We start from the raw sequence: 21,716 nt of genomic DNA on the forward strand, positions 1-21,716 counted from the left end.
CAGGAAATCTGGAATCGATTTTCATTCCAGACAGGAATGTCTGCAGGGAAAACAGCATAGATGATAGATATTATGGACTGGATATATAAAACCAGTCCGAAAAAACAAGGGGGAAGAATATGAAAAGGCGTTTTGGATTAATGTTTTTTGCTTTTATCCTTATCCTTAGCTTAGGGCTTGCCGGCTGTAATAATGAATCCGGCGGGAAGAAAACTGGCGGTGAGTCTGGTTCTGATGGTGGATCATCATCCGGTGGAACTCTTGTATTTGGCCGCGGCGGCGATTCCACATCGCTTGATCCGGCTGTAACAACTGAAGGCGAAGCTTTCAAAGTAACAAAGAACATCTACGAAACTCTCATCGAGTTCGGTGAGCAGGATACAGAGATCCACCCGGGGCTTGCAGAAAGCTGGGAAGAGTCTGAAGATGGTCTGAAACATACACTTAAACTTCGTAAAGGTGTTAAATTCCATGACGGCACTGACTTCAACGCTGAAGCTGTAGTCTTCAACTTCGAGCGCTGGAAGGCCGGCAATAAAGAACAATTCTACTACTATAACTCACAATTTGGTGACGTAATCAAGGAAGTTAAGGCAGTGGATGAGCATACAGTTGAATTCACATTGAACCGTATTCTTGCTCCATTCTACAAAAACCTTGCAATGTCTCCATTCGGGATTGCAAGCCCTGCTGCAATCGAGAAGCATGGTGATAAGTTCATTGAAAATCCAGTAGGAACTGGACCATTCAAGTTTAAAGAGTGGAAACGAAATGACAGAGTAACGCTTGTGAAAAACGAAGAATATTGGGAAGAGGGCCTTCCAAAGCTTGATGAAGTTATCTTCCGTGTGATTCCTGAAAACTCTGCACGTTTGAATGCATTGAATACTGGTGAAGTGGACATTATCGATGGAGTGAACTTCAGTGATGTCGAAGCGATTGAAGGAAATGCGGACCTGCAAACCTTCTACCGTCCTTCTCTGAACGTTGCTTACCTGGGATTGAATAACGAACGCGGGCCTATGAAAGACAAAAAGGTTCGCCAGGCATTGAACTATGCGGTCAATAAGCAAGCGCTCATCGATGCTTTCTATGCTGGTGCTGCTGAGCCTGCGAAAAACCCAATGCCGAAATCGGTAGCTGGCTACAACGATGATGTAGAAGCTTATGAATACGACCCAGAGAAGGCAAAGGAACTTCTTAAGGAAGCTGGATATGAAGATGGTTTTGAAATGGAACTATGGGCAATGCCAGTTGCAAGACCTTATATGCCAGACGGAAAGAAAGTTGCTGAAGCACTTCAGAAAGATTTTGCTGAGGTTGGCGTAAAAGCAAAAATCGTTTCTTATGAGTGGGCAACATATCTAGAAAAAGCACGTATGGGTGAAGCAGATACATTCTTGCTTGGCTGGACTGGTGATAATGGTGATGCTGATAACTTCCTGTATGTCCTTTTAGACCAGGATAATATCGACAGCAATAACTACGCACGATACGCTAACCAGGAAGTACATGACCTATTCATTAAGGCTCAGTCTACAAATGACCAGGCTGAACGTGAAAAACTGTATAAAGAAGCTCAATTGTTAATTAAGGAAGATGCTCCTTGGATTCCGCTTGTCCACTCTGAACCTGCACTTGCAGGAAGAGCAGACGTTACTGGCTTCAAGGCACATCCAACAGGATCTGACCTGCTTGCAACGGTTGAATTCAAAAAATAATGCATCAGGAAAAGGGAGAACATATGCATTCTCCCTTTTCTTTTGAAAAGAGAAATATCAAATCAATTTGAATAATGTCTAGCTCCGGCGCCTAGCCCCTCGAGTCGCTTGTCTAGCTGCGGCTCCTAACTCCTCGAGACGTTTCGGTCCTGCCAATGAAGTCAAAGGGCGACTTCACTGTCAGGCCCTCCAACGCATGTCGGAGTTGGGCAGTCGCCTCCGCTTTTCGAATTGTCTAGTGTTGCCTCCTAGAAACTCCGAAACTTCAACTCCGCCGGCAGAAGCAAAAAGCGCTTCTTTGTCGGAGTCTCCAGTTTCTGCGTTTCTGGACAGTCGGCTATACTTTTCGATTTCGGTCCGCCCACTGAAGTTAAAGAACGACTTCAGCGGTCGGCCCTCCAGCGCTTGTCGGGGCTGACCAAGGCGCTTACGCTTTTCATCAAGAAATGAGGTGGGAAGGTGTTTGCCTATTCTGTCAGAAGGATTTTTTCACTAATTCCTGTACTATTGGGTCTTTCACTTATTGTATTTTTTATGATCAGAGCGATACCTGGCGATCCCGCCCAAGTCATTCTCGGGCAGCTGGCCACTAAAGAAGCAATTGCAGATTTAACAAGAGAGCTAGGGCTTGACCAGCCATGGTATGTACAGTATTTTACTTATCTTGGAGGGCTGCTGACGGGTGATTTAGGAGAGTCTTTAAGGACGAAATCAGCGATCAGCAGTGAAATCTTACCTTATCTGGCGGCAACGATGGAATTGTCTTTTGTTGCAATGTTAATTGCGATTGTCATTGGAGTAAATGCCGGAATCATCAGTGCGTGGTTCCAAAATTCCTGGTTTGATTACGGGGCGATGATCTTTGCGCTTATCGGTGTATCGATGCCGATATTCTGGCTGGGTTTAATGGAACAGTGGCTGTTCGCCATCAATCTTGATATCCTGCCGACTTCCGGGCGTGAAGAAGTGCGGAATCCGGTCGATGCAATCACCAACTTTTATATCATTGATACTCTGATTCAGGGGCGTACCGACCAGTTTGTCGATGTCCTGAAGCATCTAGTGCTGCCTGCGATGGCGCTGGCAACCATCCCAATGGCCATCATTGCGAGAATTACTCGTTCCACGATGCTAGAGGTGATGAGGTCAGATTTCATCAGAACGGCAAGGGCTAAGGGGTTGAGCATGTTCTGGGTTGTCTATAAACACTCATTGAAGAATGCTGTCATCCCTGTATTGACTGTCATTGGTTTGCAGACAGGCCTCCTGCTTGGAGGGGCTATCCTGACAGAAACTATCTTCAGCTGGCCGGGAATTGGCCGCTATATCTACGAGGCGATCAATTATCGTGATTATCCGGTTATCCAGTCTGGAATACTTGTCATTGCCTTGATTTTTGTAATGATCAACCTGGTAGTTGACTTATTGTACGCAGCAATTGATCCTCGGATCAAATACCGTTGATGGAAGGGGAGAGAGCAGATGGAGATTTCAACTCAAAAACAAATACAGCCGCCAACCGTGCAGGTAGAGGAAAAAGTGGCGTCTCCCTGGGCAGAAGCATGGTATAGCTTCAAAAAAAATAAGCTGGCTCTAGTAGGTACAGTAATAGTATTGTTTTTTATTTTGCTGGCGATCTTCGCTCCTTTAATAGCACCAGAAGGAATCAATGAGCAAAAAATGGAGGTTCGTCTCCAGGCTCCTTCAGCAGATCACTGGTTTGGTACGGATGACTTTGGTCGAGACATTTTATCAAGAGTTATTTATGGAGCGAGGATTTCTTTATGGGTAGGAACATTTGCCGTAATGGGATCCATTGTTATAGGCTGTTTGCTGGGAATCCTTGCAGGATACTACGGCAGATGGGTCGATACAATCATTTCAAGAACATTTGATATTATGCTGGCATTCCCAAGTATCTTATTGGCTATAGCAATTGTAGCGGTTCTTGGACCTTCGCTACGGAATGCGCTGATTGCGATTGCGATTATCAATATTCCAAACTTCGGCAGGCTGATCCGTTCCAGGGTACTCAGCGTAAAAGAGGAGGAATACATCATGGCAGCCAAGGCGGTAGGTATGAAGGACAGCAGGATTTTGTTCCAGCATATCCTTCCGAACAGTATGGCGCCAATCATCGTCCAGGGCACGCTGGCGATTGCCACGGCAATCATTGAGGCGGCTGCGCTTGGATTCCTCGGATTGGGTGCGGACGCGCCAAATCCGGAATGGGGAAAGATGCTGGCAGATGCGAAAGACTATATGATCCAAGCCCCATGGACCATGATTTTCCCAGGTCTGGCAATCATGCTGACAGTATTGGGATTTAACCTGATGGGCGACGGACTCAGGGATGCATTGGATCCTAGAATGAAGAGTTAGTGCAATGATATGCAACAGGAAAAAGCAGCTGATAAACCAGCTGCTTTTAAATTTCTGTATTTTGATCCATCGTTACATTGCTGTCATCTTTATGGTAGGACTGGAAGCTGGTGACGAGAGTATCCAGATGCTCCACCTGCTCGCCATATTCCATGATGATCGACACGAGCTGCATGACATGATACAGCATCTGGCTGTTCGTTTGAGCCAGTTCATTTCTCTGCGCTAAAAATAATTCAAACAGCTGCTTTTTGTTCAGGCAAACCTCACCCTCGATATAGGATGCTTCAGGTCTTACTTTGCCGACGTACTTTAGCATCACCTGCTCATGATGATTGATCAGGCAATCCAGCTGATGCTGGATGACTTCCTGGAATTCAACAGGAAGCTGGTTGAATTCATTCTCATAGCGGTGAAGCCTTTTTAGCGTCTCAAGCGATTTTTTAACCGTGGTGATCATCTGTCTGTAAATGACAAGCTTGCGTGATTTAGCAAGAGGGTTATTTTTAAAATAATCCCGTTCTTCCTTATACATCATATACAGCTGATCTAGCTTGATGATACCCTCTCGGAGTTTTTCAATATCTGCCTTCAAAAGCTGATGCTCGGAGGCGTGACGCGTGCTCAGCCTGATCCACTTCGTAATTTCCTCTGATAAAATAGAACTCTTGTAATACAGCTTATTCTCATATTTTGGCGGGAGGAACACAAGGTTCACAATGAATGCCGATACAACCCCAAGCATAATTGTCGAGAATCGGATCAGTGCGAACTGGATAAAATCATCACCAGGGGTCTCCATGATCGCTATCAAAGTAACAAGGGAAAGCGAAATGGTATTTTCCAGTCTCAGCTTAAGGTTTAATGTGATCACGAGTACTGCGGCAAGTCCGATAATGAAGATACTGTTGCCAAATGCCATAACGAATAACACGGCGGTAGCGGCCCCAATCAGATTGCCCTGGATATGTTCAATAATCGATTGATAAGAGCGGTATACAGTTGGCTGCAAGGCGAAAATCGCCGCAATGCCGGCAAACACCGGAGATGGAAGATCGAAAATATGCGATAAAAATAATGCAAGTGTGATGGCAATTCCCGTTTTCAGTATGCGGGCACCAAGTTTCATGGGAAGTGGATTCCTTTCATTCAGAGACAGAAAATCTCATTCATTAATTTATACTTTAAACCATTTTGTTCAAAACTAAACAATTATGTACTATACAACGGATTACCAAGAAGTTCAAGCGACAATTTTACGAAAAATAAGCCTTTTTTTAATGTAAGTGGTTACAAGTCGATTAGAGAGGATTTCCCAAAATCACAATTTCCTGAAATAATACTCAATAATGAGGGGATATTCCTGAAATAGTGAAGGATATTCCTTAACAAGTAGATATATTCCTTAAAAACAAATTATATTCCTGAAAATCAAGAGGATATTCCTGAAAGTTCATTGTATATTCCTGAATCAGAATTATTCTAATCCTGACCAAAATAAATGGCTCCGTCCAAGTGACGGAGCCATTTTCATCAATCATTCAGTTGATACTGCTGGGTCTGCCTGCTCTTTGACAGGAACGACCTGGATAAAGTGATCTTCCGGATGTTCCAGCAGAAGGGCGAGGTCAGCAGCTTCGTTTTCCTGGCCATGGTTTTTGACCATTTCGATGTAGTTCACCAGCAATTCTTTCACATCGCTGATGCCTTTTGGTGAGAGGGTCTCAATGGAAACCTTCGCGCCTTTGGCGATTCGGCGGGCGATGGCTTCTTTTGTCAATCCCATCTCCGGCTGGTGCCTCAGATAAACGACACCGCCTGTCATGCCTGCACAAATCCATGGTCCCGGATCTCCGAGAACGAGTCCGCGTCCGTTCGTCATATATTCAAAAGCAAAGCCTTTGATATTGGCGTTTGTTCCAAGATTCCCGAATTCTTTTTTAGGAATAGGCTTTTTCACCTGACCGCCGATGATCATATCGGCTCCCGATAAACGGATTCCTGCACGAGCATCTGCATTGCCCTGTGCTACGAGCAAGCCTTTCTGCGCCCCGTACCCAAATCCTTTTCCGACGGAACCGTTGTAGAAACCTCCGTCCTTGCCAGGAGATTTTGCGATCAAAATTGCGCCTCCGAATGACGTTTTGCCTACTCCGTCCTGGCCGCCGCCATCAATTTCTATACTGATGCCGTCTGTGTTGTAAGCGCCAAGTCCATTACCGAGGATGGAGCCTTTGTAACGGAGTGAGACTGGCTGCAGCTTTCTGTAGGAGCCGTCAAGACGTCCGCGGACCCTGTGACAGGAAACCCTGCTTGCAAGCACTCGCTGCTCGGCAGTAACAGCCTGGAATTCACGTGACTGATGAAGCTCCTCATCGACAGCATCAAGGTATTCAGCGCCTGCTGCAACTTGAAGCTGTGCAGAAGCAAGGGAAGCGGCAGCTTCTTTTTGATGCGTGATTTGGCCAATTTCAAGCGGCTTCAGTAAATATGTTAAATCAAGCAGGTCTTTACCTTTAATTTGTTCAAGCAAGTCTGAACGGCCGACTGCTTCCTGCAAATTCTTGATTCCTGCAGATGCAGCGAGGGCCTTAAGCTCATTTCCAAAAGCAGTGAACAAGTTCATGATGCCCTGGACGGCAAGGTCGAACTGGCGCGGTACAAATCGGCGCAGTCCATGTTCCTTCGCCTGTGCCTCGGAATCGATCTGTGTCGCGATTCCTACATGGCAAGTATCTAGATGGCAGCCGCGGCAAGTTGTACAGCCGATGGCAAGCATTGACAGCGTACCGAAGCCGACGCGGTTTGCACCTAGAAGCATATATTTAATGACATCCTGAGCACTCTTCACACCACCATCAGCCCAGAGCTCGACATTGTCGCGCAATCCGGCTTCAAGCAGGGCGTTGTGTGCGGCTTTGATGCCGATTTCTGCCGGTAGCCCAACATATTGAAGGGCGTGAATACGGGCGGCACCAGTACCGCCATCGAAGCCGCTCAATGTGATGATATCCGCACCAGCTTTTGCGATACCGACTGCGATCGTACCGATATTCGGAACAACAGGGACCTTAACGGCAACGCGTGCCTGGTCATTGGCTGTTTTCAACTCATGGATCATTTGCGCAAGGTCTTCGATTGAATAGATATCATGGTTGTTTGATGGTGAAATCAAATCTGACCCAATCGTGGCATTCCTTGCTTCCGCGATTTTAGCCGTAACCTTCGAACCAGGAAGGTGTCCGCCTTCACCAGGCTTTGCGCCCTGGCCAATCTTGATTTCCAGAAGGTTGGAGGAGTTCAGTAATTCAGCATTCACACCGAAACGTCCTGAAGCCACCTGTTGGCCGCGAGTGCGCGGGTACTTGCCAAGCATATCCTTTATTTCGCCGCCCTCGCCGTTCATGCTGACCATGTTAAGACGGTCGGCACCTTCAGCATAAGCGCGGAAAGCAATTTCATTTTGTGAACCGAATGACATCGATGCGATGACGAACGGCAGGCTGTGGTCGCCAACACCAATTTCAACTTCCTCCGGTGAAACTCCTGAATCACCCTTCTTCAATCCAGTCAAATGACGGATGGTTGTCGGGTTGCTGTCTTCCTGCTCGGAAATTTTCTCGCGGTAAACGCTGTAATCTCCTGTGGAAGCAACCTCGCCAATCGCCTTCCAGATACGAGGGAAGAGGTGGAAGGTTTTGCCGATTCGTTCTTTTTCATTCTGGAAATCTTCTGCTCTTTTTAATGCATCTTCTTTCATTGCTTCGAAACTGTATGCAAGTTCATTGGAACCAAAGAAGTTCACGATCACCAAATAATCTGCTACTTCATCATTCAGGCCAATCGCCGAGAACAAACGTCCGTATCCCCGCAATTCATGGATACCAATAGTAGAAATTACTTTCTCAAGACCCTTTGTCAAGGCACTATATAGGTTAACGAGCGGCTTAACGGACTCATCAAGCACTGTCATGAACATATAGTACGGGCTGACTGCATCGGCACCAAGGCCAAGGGCAACAATGATATCATGCAGCGATCTTAACGAAGCAGAACGCAGCAGGAGTGAGCAGTCGCGGCGCAACCCTTCTTTTACAAGAGCCTGATCAATCGCCGAAACGACAAGGTGCGGATCTAGCCACAGTGCATTTTCCTGATGGGACATTGCGTCGTCAAGCACAAGCAGTGTTTTGCCATCCCTAACAGCAGCAATTGCCTCAACAGCAAGCCTTTCAAGGGCTTCTTTAACGGTTTCATCATTGTGGAAGACCGTTTCGAGATACGCTGCAAGTTTATCATCCTGGTAGCACTGAATGACCTGGTCCATGCTTGGCTGGCCAGTTTCCAATGAAACCTCGTAGCCCGCCTTTCCTTCTACCAAAAGAGGCGTGATCAATTCTACGACTTTACCTGTCTCCGATTTGCCGAAAAGGGTAGGACGCTTGCCGAGAACAGTCCGTGTTGAGAAATGTTCAGCTTCACGGTCGCGGTCTATAGCGGGATTCGTTACGACAGCAACACTTTCTTTGATGAAATCTGCGATATTCTTTCGTTCTGGATTCATCGCAGCAAGCGGCGCGTCGTGTCCGAGCGAGCGGATTGGCTCTGCGCCCTTTTCAGCCATCTGTTCGACAAGCTGAACATGGTCACGCTCCCAGCCAAATGCTTTATATTGTCCGTTATGGATTTTATCCGGATATGTCATTGTAACCGTCTTGCCAAGCTGTGGGCCCCCTAGGCGATGGCGGGCTTCCTGGAAAGCAAGGCGCTCTGAAAAACGCTTGAATACTTCACCCTGGAATTGTTCCATTTCAAATACTTCAATTGTGTCACCATTCCATTTCAGGCCGACCTTCTCGCCTGGTGCAAGAGGTTTTGGTTCACCTGTATACTCGGTTGACGGGATGATTCCCGGCTCTGATGAAAATAGGTATGAGCTTTCTGTGTCTACCATCCAAAGCGGGCGGAGGCCCAGTGCGTCTACACTGAATACCGCTTCATCAGCAAAGCGTGAAATGATGCCAGCAGGTCCCTGGGCGAAATGGCCCCATGCTTCGCGTATATAAGTATATAAATCTTGCAAATGTTCCGGATAAGCTTTGATTTCATTGATGATTGGCGGGAACATCATGTCCATTGCCTCAAATAAAGAATAACCATCACGACAAATAAACGTTTCAATTGTCCGGCTGAGATCCTGTGAGTCACTTCCGTCTTTTACAAGCGGCACATTGACCATGCGCGCTTCATCGCGAAGTCTAGCGATTGTATTGATTTCACCGTTATGGCCAAGGACGCTGAACGGCTGGACACGGAAAAAGCTTGATAGAGTATTAGTTGAATAGCGATTGTGTCCAAGTGTCATGGTGGATGCCACCAGCGGGCTGGCCAGGTCATGATAGTATTTAGGAAGAATGTCTCCTGCGCCCATTACCTTATAAACAGCATGGTATTGGCTAAGGGAGGCCACATGAACCTGATCGTTTTTCTCAAAATCTACGATCATATCAAACAATTTGCCGGAAAGCTCCTGACCTGCTTGGTCTGCAAGGCAAGCGAACTGCCAGAATACAGGGTTTTCCTGAATCGCAATCGGTCCGAGCGCACCAGAATCAGTGACTTCGACTGATGAAAAAATCAGCTCCATATTCTGTTCTGCTAGCTTTGCCTCAAGCTCATCCTGAATTGCCTTTGCCTGCTCCGTCCTTGTGATAAAAACATGTCCGACCACAAAGTTTTCTTTGTCGACGGCATTAGCTTCTGCACCTGCTGCTGCAAGCTTTTCCTTCCAGAGAGTGCGTGGAATGTCAATGTGCACGCCAACGCCATCACCTTCGCCATTGATAAAACCAGCACGGTGGTTCATCGTGACCAGGCCGTTGATACAGTGGAAAATATTCTCGCGCGTAGGGGTTTTCTTCTTTTCAATGCTGGCAACGATTCCGCATGCATCATGTTCGAATCTTGAAAAGTCTTTAAATTGGGAAGGGTTCCATTGTGTTGTCATAAAAATCGGCTTATAAAGGGTTCCTTTAAGCCGGTTCACCTCCTGAAAAAATAATCTATAACTTGTCGTTTGATAGCTTGGTACATGAGGGTATAACCTTAGACGGGAATTTAAAGCAGGGATTTAAAGCGGCCACTTGAATGGCAATCTTAAAATATTAATAGCAATCATATCATAAGAATTTTCAGAAATCAATTAATTATACATTAGTTTGGATGAAGGATTCTCGTGAATGGGGAGATGGGAATAAAACACTCCTTTAAATGTAAACGTTTTCATTTCGAATGATAAAAATAACAGACATCAAACTGATGCCTGTTATGTATAAAAAACTGTATATTTATTCATTGGCCATTGAATAAAATGTCTGGTCAACAGCATGAAGGGTTGCCTCGATGTCTTCCCTTGAATGGGCAATGGTCACGAACCATGCCTCATATTTGGAAGGAGCAATGTTGATTCCTTGTTCAAGCATCAGGTTGAAGAAGCGCGCAAACATTTCGCCATCAGTGTTCTCTGCCTGCTCATAATTCTCGATTTTTTCAGTTGTAAAGTAGATGGTCAATGCGCCCTTCAGACGGTTAATCGTGATAGGAAGGCCATGCTTGCTTGCTGAAGCAGTGATTCCTTCTTCGAGCATCGTACCGAGCTGGTCCAGATACTCATAGACACCGTCTTGTTTCAATACTTCCAGGCATGCGATGCCTGAGAGGATGGAAGCCGGATTTCCAGCCATTGTACCAGCCTGATAAGCAGGACCAAGCGGTGCCACCTGTTCCATGATTTCTGCACGTCCTCCATAAGCGCCGATTGGCAGGCCGCCGCCAATGATTTTGCCCATAGCCGTCAAGTCTGGCGTAATACCCAGCAAGTCCTGTGCTCCGCCATACATGAAACGGAAAGCAGTGATGACCTCATCGAAAATGATCAGCGAGCCAGCCTGATGGGTAAGCTCCTTCACTTCTTCTAAAAAGCCAGGTTTAGGCTCAACAATTCCGAAGTTGCCGACAATCGGCTCCACAAGTACCGCTGCAATCTGGTCGCCCCATTTTTCAAGAGCTTCCTTGAAAGGTCCAATATCATTGAATGGCACTGTGATGACTTCCTGGGCAATGCTCTTTGGAACTCCCGCCGAGTCTGGAGTCCCAAGAGTGGATGGTCCGGAGCCTGCAGCAACCAGAACCAGGTCAGAGTGTCCATGGTAACAGCCTGCAAATTTGATGATTTTATCCCTGCCCGTATATGCTCGAGCAACACGGATGGTTGTCATAACCGCCTCTGTACCGGAGTTGACAAAGCGGACTTTATCAAGCGCTGGCATAGCTTCCTTAAGCATTTTGGCGAATTTGACTTCATGTGGGGTCGGCGTGCCGTATAGGACACCTGTTTCTGCGGCCCTTTTGATCGCTTCTGTAATATGCGGGTGAGCATGTCCGGTAATGATCGGGCCATATGCCGCTAAATAATCGATATATTGATTGCCATCCACATCCCAGAAGTAAGCTCCCTGGGCACGCTCCATCACGATAGGGGCTCCGCCGCCCACCGCCTTGTACGAACGGGATGGGCTATTGACACCGCCTACGATATGTTCAAGAGCTTCACTATGTATCCGCTCGGAATTCGTTCTTTGCATCGTAAAACCTCCTACTATATTACTGCTTTTCTATTTTATCATTATTTCTCGTTTTTACAGATTGTTTCACTTTTCGTTCATTTTCAGCGAAAAAAGAAGCCCGAAAGCAGTGAACTACTTTTCGAGCTTAGGCGGCCAGAAAAAGGCCTTTTTGTATTTGTTATAGTGAACGAGCGGTTGTTGTTCCAGCAGGTCTTGATTGATAAAAGGAATGAGCAGCTCTTGGGTGATCTCTGCACTTGCCTGCTGAAGCTCCCATTTTGTATGGTGGATATCCCCACGAACCAGTTTGCTGCTGCGTTTTGTCCACAGACAATATCTTTCTGTTAGCCAATGTTCCAACGTCTCTGGTTTTGCGGAAAATACCTGAGTTTCTGGTATATATCGCAGCTCCATTTTTGCGTTTCCGCCATCAGCCTGTACACGTCTGGAAATCATCTCAAATTGGTTCTTTTCCTGAAAGCTGATGTTTGCTTGTTTATAGTTTAGGCCGAAAACTGCCTTTGCTCCAAGAACTGCAAGTAAGTGATTGGCATCCAGCAAAAAGAAATAGACACCAGTCCTGCCGCCGTATTTTACATATGTCCTCACATTTACCTCTAGGTAAGAACTAACGCCCGGAATGGATGGAGTAAACCTTCCACGGGTATTCTTAACCTGGAAAGGGACAATTCCAATCCATGCGCTGCCATCAAAAGTGTCAATCTCAAGCTCTTGAGGAACATGCTCCCTTAATGAAGCGGCAGGCACTGGCCAGTGAACAAATAAGGTGTGATGCCATTCCTGTGTCATGACCCATTTCATATCCGGCAAAGGATAGGGGCGGTGGCTCTGGACCAGCAATTCCTTTTCCATTTGATACTCCTCCTTTTTGTGGTTAAAATACCCTTCAACAGCCAGGAGTAATCAGGCATAGCATTTGTTTTAGCCAGAAGGATTGGCTAAACTGTTTGAGTGACCAAAGGAGGAAATATTCATGAACGCGATTGAAGTGAACGGGTTGCGGAAGGAATTCAAGGCTTATTCAAGCCGTTCCGGATTATCGGGAGCCTTCCGTGATCTTTTTACACGTAATTATAAAATCGTTCCTGCAGTGAACGATATCAATTTTAACGTCAAACAGGGAGAAATGGTCGGTTACATCGGCGAAAATGGAGCCGGGAAATCGACAACCATCAAAATGTTGACCGGGATTCTGACCCCGACTTCAGGGAGTGTCATCGTCAATGGCATGAATCCTCACAAGGAAAGGGAAAGATTCGTCCAGACGATTGGGGTCGTATTCGGCCAGCGTTCTCAGCTCTGGTGGGACATCGCTGTCCAGGAATCGTTCCGTTTGTTGAAGAAGGTCTATAAAGTCTCAGACGCTCAATATAATGAGCATATGGATCATGTAATCAAGACACTTGATCTGGAGCCGTTGCTAGATAAGCCTGTAAGAAAGCTGTCGCTTGGCCAGAGAATGCGCTGTGAGCTTGCTGCCGCGCTGATCCATAACCCTCCGCTCCTTTTCCTTGATGAACCGACAATTGGTTTGGATGTGCTTGTGAAATTAAAAATCAGAGAGTTTTTGAAGGAAATCAATGAAAAGTACAATACGACGATCCTTCTCACGACTCATGACCTTACCGATATCGAAGCATTATGTGAGCGGGTCGTCATGCTTGATGAAGGAAACATCATCTATGATGGCGCGTTGAAAAACCTGAAGGAAACGTGGGGCGAAGGGAAGGAAATCAGCTTTGAGTTCCTTGAAAAAGCCGACGTCAGCCGTCTGGAGACTTTGACAGGTGACCTTGATATCAAGTGGGAGCTGGATGAAAGAAAACAGATTTTCACTGCGGTGACAGGGGACGATGAGGAAACGGTATCGCAGGTAATCGCACGTACAGTTGCCGCCTATAAGGTTAGGGATGTAAAAATCAATGAGCCTTCCACAGAAGAAATCATCCGCAATATCTATGATAAAGGGATGACAAAGCATGGATAAATATATCGAAATGATTCGCATCCGATTTTTGATGATGTTGGCGTACAGGACCAATTATTATACAGGGATCTTGATTTACAGCATCAATATCGGAGCTTACTACTTTCTTTGGAATGCGATTTACGGCGGGAAAAGTGAAATCGAAGGCTTGAGTGCCGTCCAAATGACGACATATGTGGCGGTTGCCTGGATGGCAAGGGCGTTTTATTTTAACAATATCGACCGGGAAATGGCGACCGAAATCAAGGAAGGCAAGGTTGCCGTCGAGTTGATCAGGCCATATAACTATCTCGGAATGAAAACGATGCAGGGACTGGGCGAAGGCATATTCAGACTGTTCTTCTTCTCGGTGCCAGGCATGGTCATTGTTTCCTTGATTTTCCCTATGGAGTTTTCAGCAGATGCGGCGACCTGGGGATTTTTCATGATTTCGATTGTGCTCAGCTTTCTCATCAACACACAATTGAACCTGCTGACGGGAATTACCACTTTCTTTCTATATAATAATACAGGCCTGATCCGAGCCAAGCGTGTACTGATTGACTTGTTTTCAGGATTGCTCCTGCCGATCAGTTTTTTTCCTGGATGGGCACAGGATATCATGCGCTTCCTTCCGTTCCAGGGCATCAGTTATATTCCAAGCATGATTTTTACCAATGGATTTACTGGAAGCCAGGCAGTTGAAGGGCTTCTGCTCCAGACTGCATGGGTTTTAATACTGGTGCTCCCGATCCAGATTCTATGGTCCGTTGCTAAAAAACAACTGATCATACAGGGAGGGTGACGAATGTTTTACATCAGCATGTTTTTTCAATATGTCGCCCAGTATATGAAGACTAGGCTCGAATACCGGGCAGATTTGATTGTTGAGATCTTTTCAGATTTATTGTTCCAGGCTGTCAACCTGATTTTTATCCTGGTGGTATTCGATCATACCGAATTCCTGAACGGCTGGAGCAGGGATGAAATCATCTTTATTTACGGTTTTTTCCTTGTGCCTTATGCCCTGTTCTCCGCTTTTTTCAATATTTGGGATTTCAATGAACGGTATATTGTAAAAGGTGAGCTGGACAGGATTCTGACAAGACCGATTCATAGCTTGTTCCAGATCATTCTCGAAAGGATGGAGCTGGAGTCATTGTTCGGGGCCGTAACCGGACTGGCTGTCATGTTTTATGCCGGTAGCCGGCTTGGTCTTGAGATGAGCTGGTCAGATCCTTTCCTGTTCATTTTATTCGTCCTGGGCGGGGTTCTTGTATACGCCGGCATATTCGTTATGATTGCCTGCATCAGCTTCTGGGCAGATGCTCGGACCTCGATCATGCCGATGATGTACAATATTGGCAACTATGGACGCTACCCGGTAGATATCTATAACAAGGCAATCCGGTTTGTATTGACCTGGATTTTGCCATTCGCTTTCGTCGGCGTCTATCCGGCAGCTTACTTCCTGGGCCGCGATGAGTGGTACGGTTACTCATTTTTGACACCAGTGATCGGGCTTGTGTTTTTCAGCCTGTCTGTTTTCATCTGGAATGAAGGCGTGAAAAGATACCGGGGAGCCGGGAATTGAATAGTTTGATATCAAGCTGCGGCCGAGTGTAGGCCGTGGTTTTTTGTTTTGTGGGTAGTACCCGAATTTATTAGCTGATGGATACGTGAAACGGGCTTGTAGTGGGGAAAGCGCTATCCATGGGCTTGATGGAGACACATTTGGGGCCACTCGAAGGAAAAAACGTTATCCATGGGCCCGATGGAGACAGGAAAAGAGGGAATCAGTAGAAAAAGCGCTATCCACAGGCTTGATGGAGACACGAAAAAGATCCACGCGAAGGAATAGCACTATCCATAAGCTTGATCGAGGCTGGATCAAACAATCCCTCGGCATTATTGAAGGACTTGCTTGCATACTCGATATTTCACCAGCGTATAGTGAAGGGAGAGAAGCAGGAAATGAGGCTTGCGCATGCAATTTTACATTTCGGTCATTTTAATCATTTTAGCGATATTTTTGAGTCTGAGAACATTATTTATTCCTCACAAGATAAAAGGTAAACAGGTCTCGTTCGAGAATTTCGTTACACTTGCCCTGATTTACGCTACGGTAATGGGGGCATTTGGGCTATTGTATTATTTACTGGACCTGAAAGGGATTTGGGTGCTGTCCGATGTGAGCATGCGCCCGAGCACCTCTTCATATGAAAGGATGTCAACGAGTATGTACTTCAGTGCTATTACGTTATTTTCCGTGGGCTATGGCGATATAGCACCGGTTGGAATAGGGAGGGGAATCGCTGTTTTGGAAGCACTCATTGGCTACACGATTCCAGCCGCCTTTGTCACAAGGGCGGTGTTTGACCAGAAAAGATCTTAAGGGTCATCAAATTCTGTCTTATTTGTATTCCGGGCTCAAATTAGTTACGCTAATAAAAATAGAACTAATTTTGGAGGGATACATTATGACACTAGAACTTGGAGGAAAAGCACCGGCATTTGAACTGCCGGCCAGCAATGGGGAAACCGTCAAGCTATCTGATTATGCAGGAAAAAATGTGGTCCTTTATTTTTACCCAAAGGATATGACTCCTGGCTGCACAACGGAAGCATGTGATTTCAGGGATCACCATGAGAGTTTTGAAGGAGTGGACGCAGTTATTCTTGGAGTGAGTCCCGACCCAATCAACCGCCATGAAAAATTCATCGAAAAGCACGGTCTGCCATTCTTGCTTTTGGCTGATGAAGACCACAAAACTGCCGAGGATTATGGAGTTTGGAAGCTGAAGAAGAACTTTGGCAAGGAATACATGGGAATTGAGCGTTCAACCTTCATCATTGATAAGAATGGCAATCTCGTAAAGAAATGGAGAAAAGTAAAAGTGAAAGGCCATGTTGAGGAGGCCCTTGAATATATAAAAGAAAATCTTTAATCAAAGGACAGCCGGGAGAAAGGCTGTCTTTTTGCTGATTTGGCTAAATCTATAAGCTATAATAGGGTATGATAATAAAAAACTATGACCAGTCAGTCATTCTTATTTTTTTAAGTTGGGGAGGCTTTAAGAGTGAAGGAAAAGGAAAAAGCAATCATCGAAGCAGCGATCAAGCTTTATGCGACTAAAGGATTTGCATCCACTTCGATCCAGGAAATTGTTTCGGAAAGCGGGATCTCCAAGGGAGCATTCTATTTATACTTTAAGTCAAAGGATGCTTTGTTGATCGCGATTCTTGAATATTATTTTGATTATATACAAAGGAAGCTTGAAGCGTATGAGCAAAAGCAGCTGCCTCCTAGGGAAAAGTTTTCATTACAGCTGGCTGCGTTATTCAATACAATGCTTGAGCATAAAGAGTTCATCATCATGCAATCTAGGGAACAGGCAATTCCGCTGAATGAAGAGGTAAAGGACTTGATGATCCGCAAGTATTATGAAGCCCAAATGTATTATCAAAGAAGCCTTCGTGCTATATATGGACCCAAAGCTGAACCGCATCTTTGGGATTTGGCTCTCATGCTAGAAGGGTTCTTTAACTCATATGTGAAGCTGCTGATTTTTAATCCTGAGGGCTTCAGGATTGATGAATTAGTGGAATATTTACTAAGAAGAGTCGATTCATTAGTGGATGGCCTGGAAGGAGAGGAACCGGTAGCCTCCGAAGAAAAAGTCCAGGAACTTATAAATAAAACAAAGGCGTTCTTCCTGGCGGATGCCCAGGGTATTAAAACGATCCTCAAAAAAATGAAACATACGATCTCCAATCTGGAAAATACCGAAGATTTGAATGTTTCACTGGAAGTGCTTGAAAGTGAAGTGGAAAGGGAATCGCCGCGTATTCCAGTGATCCAGGGGATGTTATCAAACTTCAAGGATGAACAATCGCTGGATGCCTACCGGGAGGCCATTGCAGAGTTTTATGGTCTGAAATGATAAAATTAACCGCCTATTTTTATCAATACAGGCTTCTGTCCATTCATTTTAGCTCTAACTGAATATCATTGTATTAGGGCATACCTCCTCAAACGATTTAGCGGGCTACAATAGCCCGCCTTTTTTTTATTGTAACTAAATGCTTGTAAGTTGTTTAATAGAGTGAAAATTAATACAATTATTTATATGACAATAGAACGAAGGGTTTGGTCTATATGAAAATTTACTCCTCTATTCTGCCTGCTGAGGCTTTGCAGGATGATGTGAAAAAGGAATTTCCGCAAGTCAGCTTTGAGTTTCAGAAAGGGATAAAGGAAGATCTATTTTTGGAAGCTGAAATCTGTCTTACATACGGTGAGGATTTAACTGAAGAACTTATATACAAGGCAGACAAATTGAAATGGATCATGGTCATGTCAGCCGGACTGGATCGGATGCCATTCGCGGCCTGCAAAAAGCGCGGGATTTTGGTTACTAATGTCAGGGGGATCCATAAAATCCCGATGGCTGAATTTACAATTGGCATGATGCTGCAGCATGTAAAGCAAATGAAATCCCTTTTGGCAAATGAACAGACCAGGACATGGGAGCGGAAATTGCCGATGGGAGAATTATACGGCAAGACATTGCTCATTCTAGGTATAGGTGCTATTGGCGGAGAAGTGGCGAGACTGGCGAAAGCTTTTAATATGAAAACAATTGGTGTGAATCGGAGTGGGCGTGAAGCCGAATGGGCTGACGAAATATTCACGATGGAAAACTATCGAGGGGCCTTGCCTCAAGCAGATTTCATTGTCTCAGTATTGCCAAGCACAAGCGAAACAAAGCATTTTCTGGATCTCAGCGATTTTGACATGATGAAGGAAACAGCGGTGTTCATCAATATTGGCCGCGGTGATTTGGTCACGGATGAGGTTTTAATTGCTTCGCTTCAGGAAAATAAGATAGCACACGCGTACTTGGATGTATTTTATGAAGAACCGCTGGAAGAAAGCCACCCATTCTGGACGATGGATAATGTAACGGTAACGCCGCATATTTCAAGTCTTACGAAAAATTATCTGCCACGCTCTTTTGAAATTTTTAAACATAATCTGCATACATATATTAAAAATGGATCGGATTATTTCAATGTAATTGACATGGACAGGGGGTACTAGGGGATGAAGATTTATACGAAGACTGGGGACAAGGGAACAACGTCCCTTATTTATGGAACAAGGGTAGCTAAGAATGATAAACGTGTAGAAGCTTATGGTACATGTGATGAAACGAATTCAATGATTGGGCTGGCTTTAAGTTATTTGAACGGTGAATATTTCAGCGGCAAAGAAGATATGCAGGAAATATTCCATAAAATCCAGACAGCATTGTTCCATGTCGGTGCTGAACTTGCTACACCTTCAGGGAAAAATGTAAAGTGGACTCTTGAGGAAAAAGACATCAAAGAGCTAGAGGCGAAGATTGATGCCTGGGATGCAGCTCTTCCGCAATTGTCGAACTTTATTCTCCCTGGAGGACATCAGGCCGGAGCGGCTTTGCATGTAGCAAGGACTGTAGCAAGAAGGGCAGAACGACAGGCTGTTGAACTGGGCGAAGAGGTTAACCCGCTTGTCCTCTCCTATTTAAATCGACTCTCTGACTTCCTGTTTGTTGCAGCGAGATATGTGAACATGCATCTGGGGTCAAAGGAACAAACTTTGCACCAGGATTAAACAACTGCAGCATTTGTGTATGTTTGTGAAGTAGCAATATTGACAAAAGTGGAATGAAATTAGTACACTATTTATAAATATTATAAAATAAGAATTATAATCTAAAGTAAAGTGAGGTGCATGGCGGTGGTACAGAGTCAGTTAAAAGAAGCCCTGGATACCTTGAAGGATACAGGAGTCCGTATTACTCCGCAACGTCATGCGATACTCGAATTTTTAATAAACTCAATGTCGCACCCTACAGCTGATGAGATATATAAAGCGCTTGAAGGAAAATTCCCGAACATGAGCGTAGCGACAGTTTATAACAATTTGAGAGTATTCCGTGAAGTTGGATTGGTAAAGGAACTGACATATGGAGATGCTTCAAGTCGTTTTGACTTTGTGACTTCCCATCATTATCACGTTATTTGTGACAAATGCGGGAAGATCGTCGACTTCCATTACCCAGGACTTGACGAGGTTGAACACCTGGCTTCCCATGTAACGGGTTTTAAAGTCGGTAACCATAGAATGGAGATTTACGGCACTTGTCCGGATTGCTCCGCGAAGGAAGCTCATTAAACTAACACTGATGGCAAAAGCTATCAGTTTCTTTTTTTAGATCATTGAGCAGGCCGGCTAGGGTTCTTTTCGAAGGATTTCTGAATAAAGATTGCATTTATTGATTGAGAAAGCAACAAAGCTGCGAAAAGAGCCATATAAATAGAACTCGGCTTCCGCCGAGTTCTATTTTTTTTGCTTTCGGTTGTATTGTTCATCAAACTCTTTGCCCTCAAGAGATGGGTCTAGAGTTAACGGTTCATTGCAGTACATGCATATATCTACACGGCCGAGCATTTTGGTCTGTTTGCCACAGTTAGGGCAGACTACTTGGACTGTTTTAGTCGATAACATTCCAATCCAAAAATAAACAACAGTGCTAGCAATGATGAAAAGCAATCCAAGGATCATGAAAATGGTCATGACCAATGGGGAGTTCCGAAAGAAAATGCCTGCGTACATTACGATGAAGCCAATGAAAATCAGGCTCAGCGCAAAGGTGCGGATTTTATTTATTTTATTAGAATACTTAGCCATGGAATTTTCCCTCCCTAAAATCTAACTATATCATATCTTATACGCCAAGATAATCATAAAAAAGTCTAAACTCATGTCGAAAATTGTCTAGAGAAAATGCAGGAGATCTTATATAATTGTCGAACATATATGCTAACAAACAAATGGAGGAGTTTATTATGGAGGATATCCTTCGTTCGATTTATCAAGAACGTGCAAGCCATCCTAATACTGTAGGAGTAGTGGTGGTCGAGAAGAGGCAAAAAGCCCTCGCCGCCACTGATACTTTTGATGTTATCCTGCTTATTATAGTAAAAGAAAATAATGATCCCGTCTTTGTAAAACATTATTCTTATGAAGATAAAAAAGCAGCGATGCATATAGTGACAGAAAAGCAAATCAATGATTGGCTGTTAATAGGAAATAACAAAAAAATATTTGATTGGCTGTACAACGGGAAGATCGTTTTTGACCGGAATGAACGGATTGCCAGTCTAAAACACGAACTCAGGGAGTTTCCTTTCTTTGGCCGAAAGATTAAGATGGGGATCGAGTTTGCGAAATTAATCAGAAGGTATTCTGATGGGAAAGTACTCTTTGACAACTTCAACTATCTGGATGCTTATAATCATGTGGTCCATTCGCTGCATCACCTGGCAAGGTTAGCGGTCATCGAAAACGGGTTCCATCCAGAAGTCACTGTGTGGCATCAGGTCAAACAGATTGAACCGGAAATATACAAATTATATGAAGAGTTGATTTGCAGTGAGGAGTCCATCGAAAAGCGGCTGGAGCTATTATTCCTGGCCAGTGAATTCCTGATTCATAAAAGAACGAAGGTCGGGTGCCAGCATTTGCTTGAGGTGATGGAGAGTAATGAACATTGGTCATTCAATGAATTGATGTCACATCCTGAGTTGGCACCCTACTCTGTAGACCTTGGTATTCTTGTGGAATATTTAATAGAAAAGAAAATCCTTGATGTAGTCAAAGTCGAAACAAAAGGCCAAGGCATTTTCCATAGATATTATCAATCTACAGAAAAATTATCCTAAAAAAATAAAAAACCTATTGACCATTTAAAAAATACTTGGTATATTAATAACCGTCGCTGCGGAACACAGCAAAAACATTTTCGCGGCAGACGGTTGAAAACTTAAAGTGCTTTTCGGTCGATAACATTTCTTTTTAAAAAGTTATTGACAGAACAAACGCCGGATGTTATATTAGTAAAGTCGCTTCTAGGCGATATGCTAACTAACTTGCTCTTTGAAAACTAAACA

At 44.6% G+C, this 21,716-nt stretch carries 18 protein-coding genes; 13 read left to right on the plus strand and 5 right to left on the minus strand.

Going from position 1 to position 21,716, the window contains the following annotated elements; genetic code table 11:
• The first annotated feature begins 119 nt into the window (after nucleotides 1–119).
• The 3 genes from J7E35_RS21405 to J7E35_RS21415 all read left to right on the plus strand — a co-directional run bounded on the left by J7E35_RS21405 (nucleotide 120) and on the right by J7E35_RS21415 (nucleotide 4,103).
• Nucleotides 120–1,721: an ABC transporter substrate-binding protein gene (locus J7E35_RS21405; protein ID WP_214783879.1), complete on the plus strand. Its 1,602-nt coding sequence runs from the start codon at nucleotides 120–122 to the stop codon at nucleotides 1,719–1,721.
• A 459-nt stretch (nucleotides 1,722–2,180) separates the two neighbouring features.
• A complete protein-coding gene (locus tag J7E35_RS21410) occupies nucleotides 2,181–3,185 on the plus strand; it encodes an ABC transporter permease (protein WP_214783882.1) in 1,005 nt (334 codons plus the stop codon).
• Between the two features lie 18 nt (nucleotides 3,186–3,203).
• Nucleotides 3,204–4,103: an ABC transporter permease gene (locus J7E35_RS21415; RefSeq protein WP_214783885.1), complete on the plus strand. Its 900-nt coding sequence runs from the start codon at nucleotides 3,204–3,206 to the stop codon at nucleotides 4,101–4,103.
• Between the two features lie 46 nt (nucleotides 4,104–4,149).
• Here J7E35_RS21415 and J7E35_RS21420 read toward each other — a convergent pair whose 3' ends face one another.
• The 4 genes from J7E35_RS21420 to J7E35_RS21435 form a co-directional block, all read right to left on the minus strand.
• A complete protein-coding gene (locus tag J7E35_RS21420) occupies nucleotides 4,150–5,232 on the minus strand; it encodes an FUSC family protein (RefSeq protein WP_214783888.1) in 1,083 nt (360 codons plus the stop codon).
• 408 nt (nucleotides 5,233–5,640) lie between these two features.
• Nucleotides 5,641–10,110, minus strand: a complete 4,470-nt coding sequence (locus tag J7E35_RS21425) for a glutamate synthase-related protein (protein WP_214783931.1) — start codon at nucleotides 10,108–10,110, stop codon at nucleotides 5,641–5,643.
• Nucleotides 10,111–10,450: 340 nt separating this feature from the next.
• A complete protein-coding gene (locus J7E35_RS21430; protein ID WP_214783892.1) occupies nucleotides 10,451–11,746 on the minus strand; it encodes a glutamate-1-semialdehyde 2,1-aminomutase in 1,296 nt (431 codons plus the stop codon).
• A gap of 114 nt (nucleotides 11,747–11,860) precedes the next feature.
• On the minus strand, nucleotides 11,861–12,601 hold the full coding sequence (locus J7E35_RS21435) for a YqjF family protein (protein ID WP_214783895.1): 741 nt from the start codon (nucleotides 12,599–12,601) through the stop codon (nucleotides 11,861–11,863).
• Between the two features lie 121 nt (nucleotides 12,602–12,722).
• On the opposite strand from J7E35_RS21435, the gene J7E35_RS21440 reads away from it, so the two are divergent.
• From J7E35_RS21440 to perR, 9 genes are all read left to right on the plus strand, one after another.
• Nucleotides 12,723–13,736, plus strand: coding sequence for an ABC transporter ATP-binding protein (locus J7E35_RS21440; RefSeq protein WP_214783898.1), 1,014 nt, complete (start codon nucleotides 12,723–12,725; stop codon nucleotides 13,734–13,736).
• Nucleotides 13,729–14,520, plus strand: a complete 792-nt coding sequence (locus J7E35_RS21445) for an ABC transporter permease (protein ID WP_214783901.1) — start codon at nucleotides 13,729–13,731, stop codon at nucleotides 14,518–14,520. The genes J7E35_RS21440 and J7E35_RS21445 overlap by 8 nt, the downstream gene beginning before the upstream one ends.
• Nucleotides 14,521–14,523: 3 nt before the next feature.
• On the plus strand, nucleotides 14,524–15,309 hold the full coding sequence (locus J7E35_RS21450) for an ABC transporter permease (RefSeq protein ID WP_214783904.1): 786 nt from the start codon (nucleotides 14,524–14,526) through the stop codon (nucleotides 15,307–15,309).
• A gap of 393 nt (nucleotides 15,310–15,702) precedes the next feature.
• Nucleotides 15,703–16,110, plus strand: a complete 408-nt coding sequence (locus tag J7E35_RS21455) for a potassium channel family protein (RefSeq protein ID WP_214783907.1) — start codon at nucleotides 15,703–15,705, stop codon at nucleotides 16,108–16,110.
• A gap of 85 nt (nucleotides 16,111–16,195) precedes the next feature.
• Nucleotides 16,196–16,663, plus strand: a complete 468-nt coding sequence (bcp, locus tag J7E35_RS21460) for a thioredoxin-dependent thiol peroxidase (RefSeq protein ID WP_214783910.1) — start codon at nucleotides 16,196–16,198, stop codon at nucleotides 16,661–16,663.
• A 132-nt stretch (nucleotides 16,664–16,795) separates the two neighbouring features.
• Nucleotides 16,796–17,659 (plus strand): TetR/AcrR family transcriptional regulator, encoded by an 864-nt coding sequence (locus J7E35_RS21465; protein ID WP_214783913.1) that lies wholly within the window; start codon nucleotides 16,796–16,798, stop codon nucleotides 17,657–17,659.
• Between the two features lie 215 nt (nucleotides 17,660–17,874).
• Nucleotides 17,875–18,819 carry a D-2-hydroxyacid dehydrogenase gene (locus J7E35_RS21470; protein ID WP_214783916.1) on the plus strand — a complete coding sequence of 315 codons (945 nt, stop codon included), beginning with the start codon at nucleotides 17,875–17,877 and terminating at the stop codon, nucleotides 18,817–18,819.
• A 3-nt stretch (nucleotides 18,820–18,822) separates the two neighbouring features.
• Nucleotides 18,823–19,374: a cob(I)yrinic acid a,c-diamide adenosyltransferase gene (locus J7E35_RS21475; protein WP_214783919.1), complete on the plus strand. Its 552-nt coding sequence runs from the start codon at nucleotides 18,823–18,825 to the stop codon at nucleotides 19,372–19,374.
• A 120-nt stretch (nucleotides 19,375–19,494) separates the two neighbouring features.
• Nucleotides 19,495–19,938, plus strand: a complete 444-nt coding sequence (gene perR / locus J7E35_RS21480; protein WP_225650525.1) for a peroxide-responsive transcriptional repressor PerR — start codon at nucleotides 19,495–19,497, stop codon at nucleotides 19,936–19,938.
• Nucleotides 19,939–20,103: 165 nt separating this feature from the next.
• On the opposite strand, the gene J7E35_RS21485 is transcribed toward perR, so the two are convergent.
• Nucleotides 20,104–20,454, minus strand: coding sequence for a YgzB family protein (locus J7E35_RS21485; protein WP_214783922.1), 351 nt, complete (start codon nucleotides 20,452–20,454; stop codon nucleotides 20,104–20,106).
• A gap of 158 nt (nucleotides 20,455–20,612) precedes the next feature.
• Here J7E35_RS21485 and J7E35_RS21490 point away from each other — a divergent pair, with 158 nt between their 5' ends.
• A complete protein-coding gene (locus tag J7E35_RS21490; protein WP_214783925.1) occupies nucleotides 20,613–21,488 on the plus strand; it encodes a nucleotidyltransferase-like protein in 876 nt (291 codons plus the stop codon).
• Nucleotides 21,489–21,716 lie beyond the last annotated feature (228 nt).

The sequence above is a fragment of the Bacillus sp. ISL-45 genome, from assembly GCF_018613195.1.
GTDB lineage: Bacteria > Bacillota > Bacilli > Bacillales > Cytobacillaceae > Mesobacillus.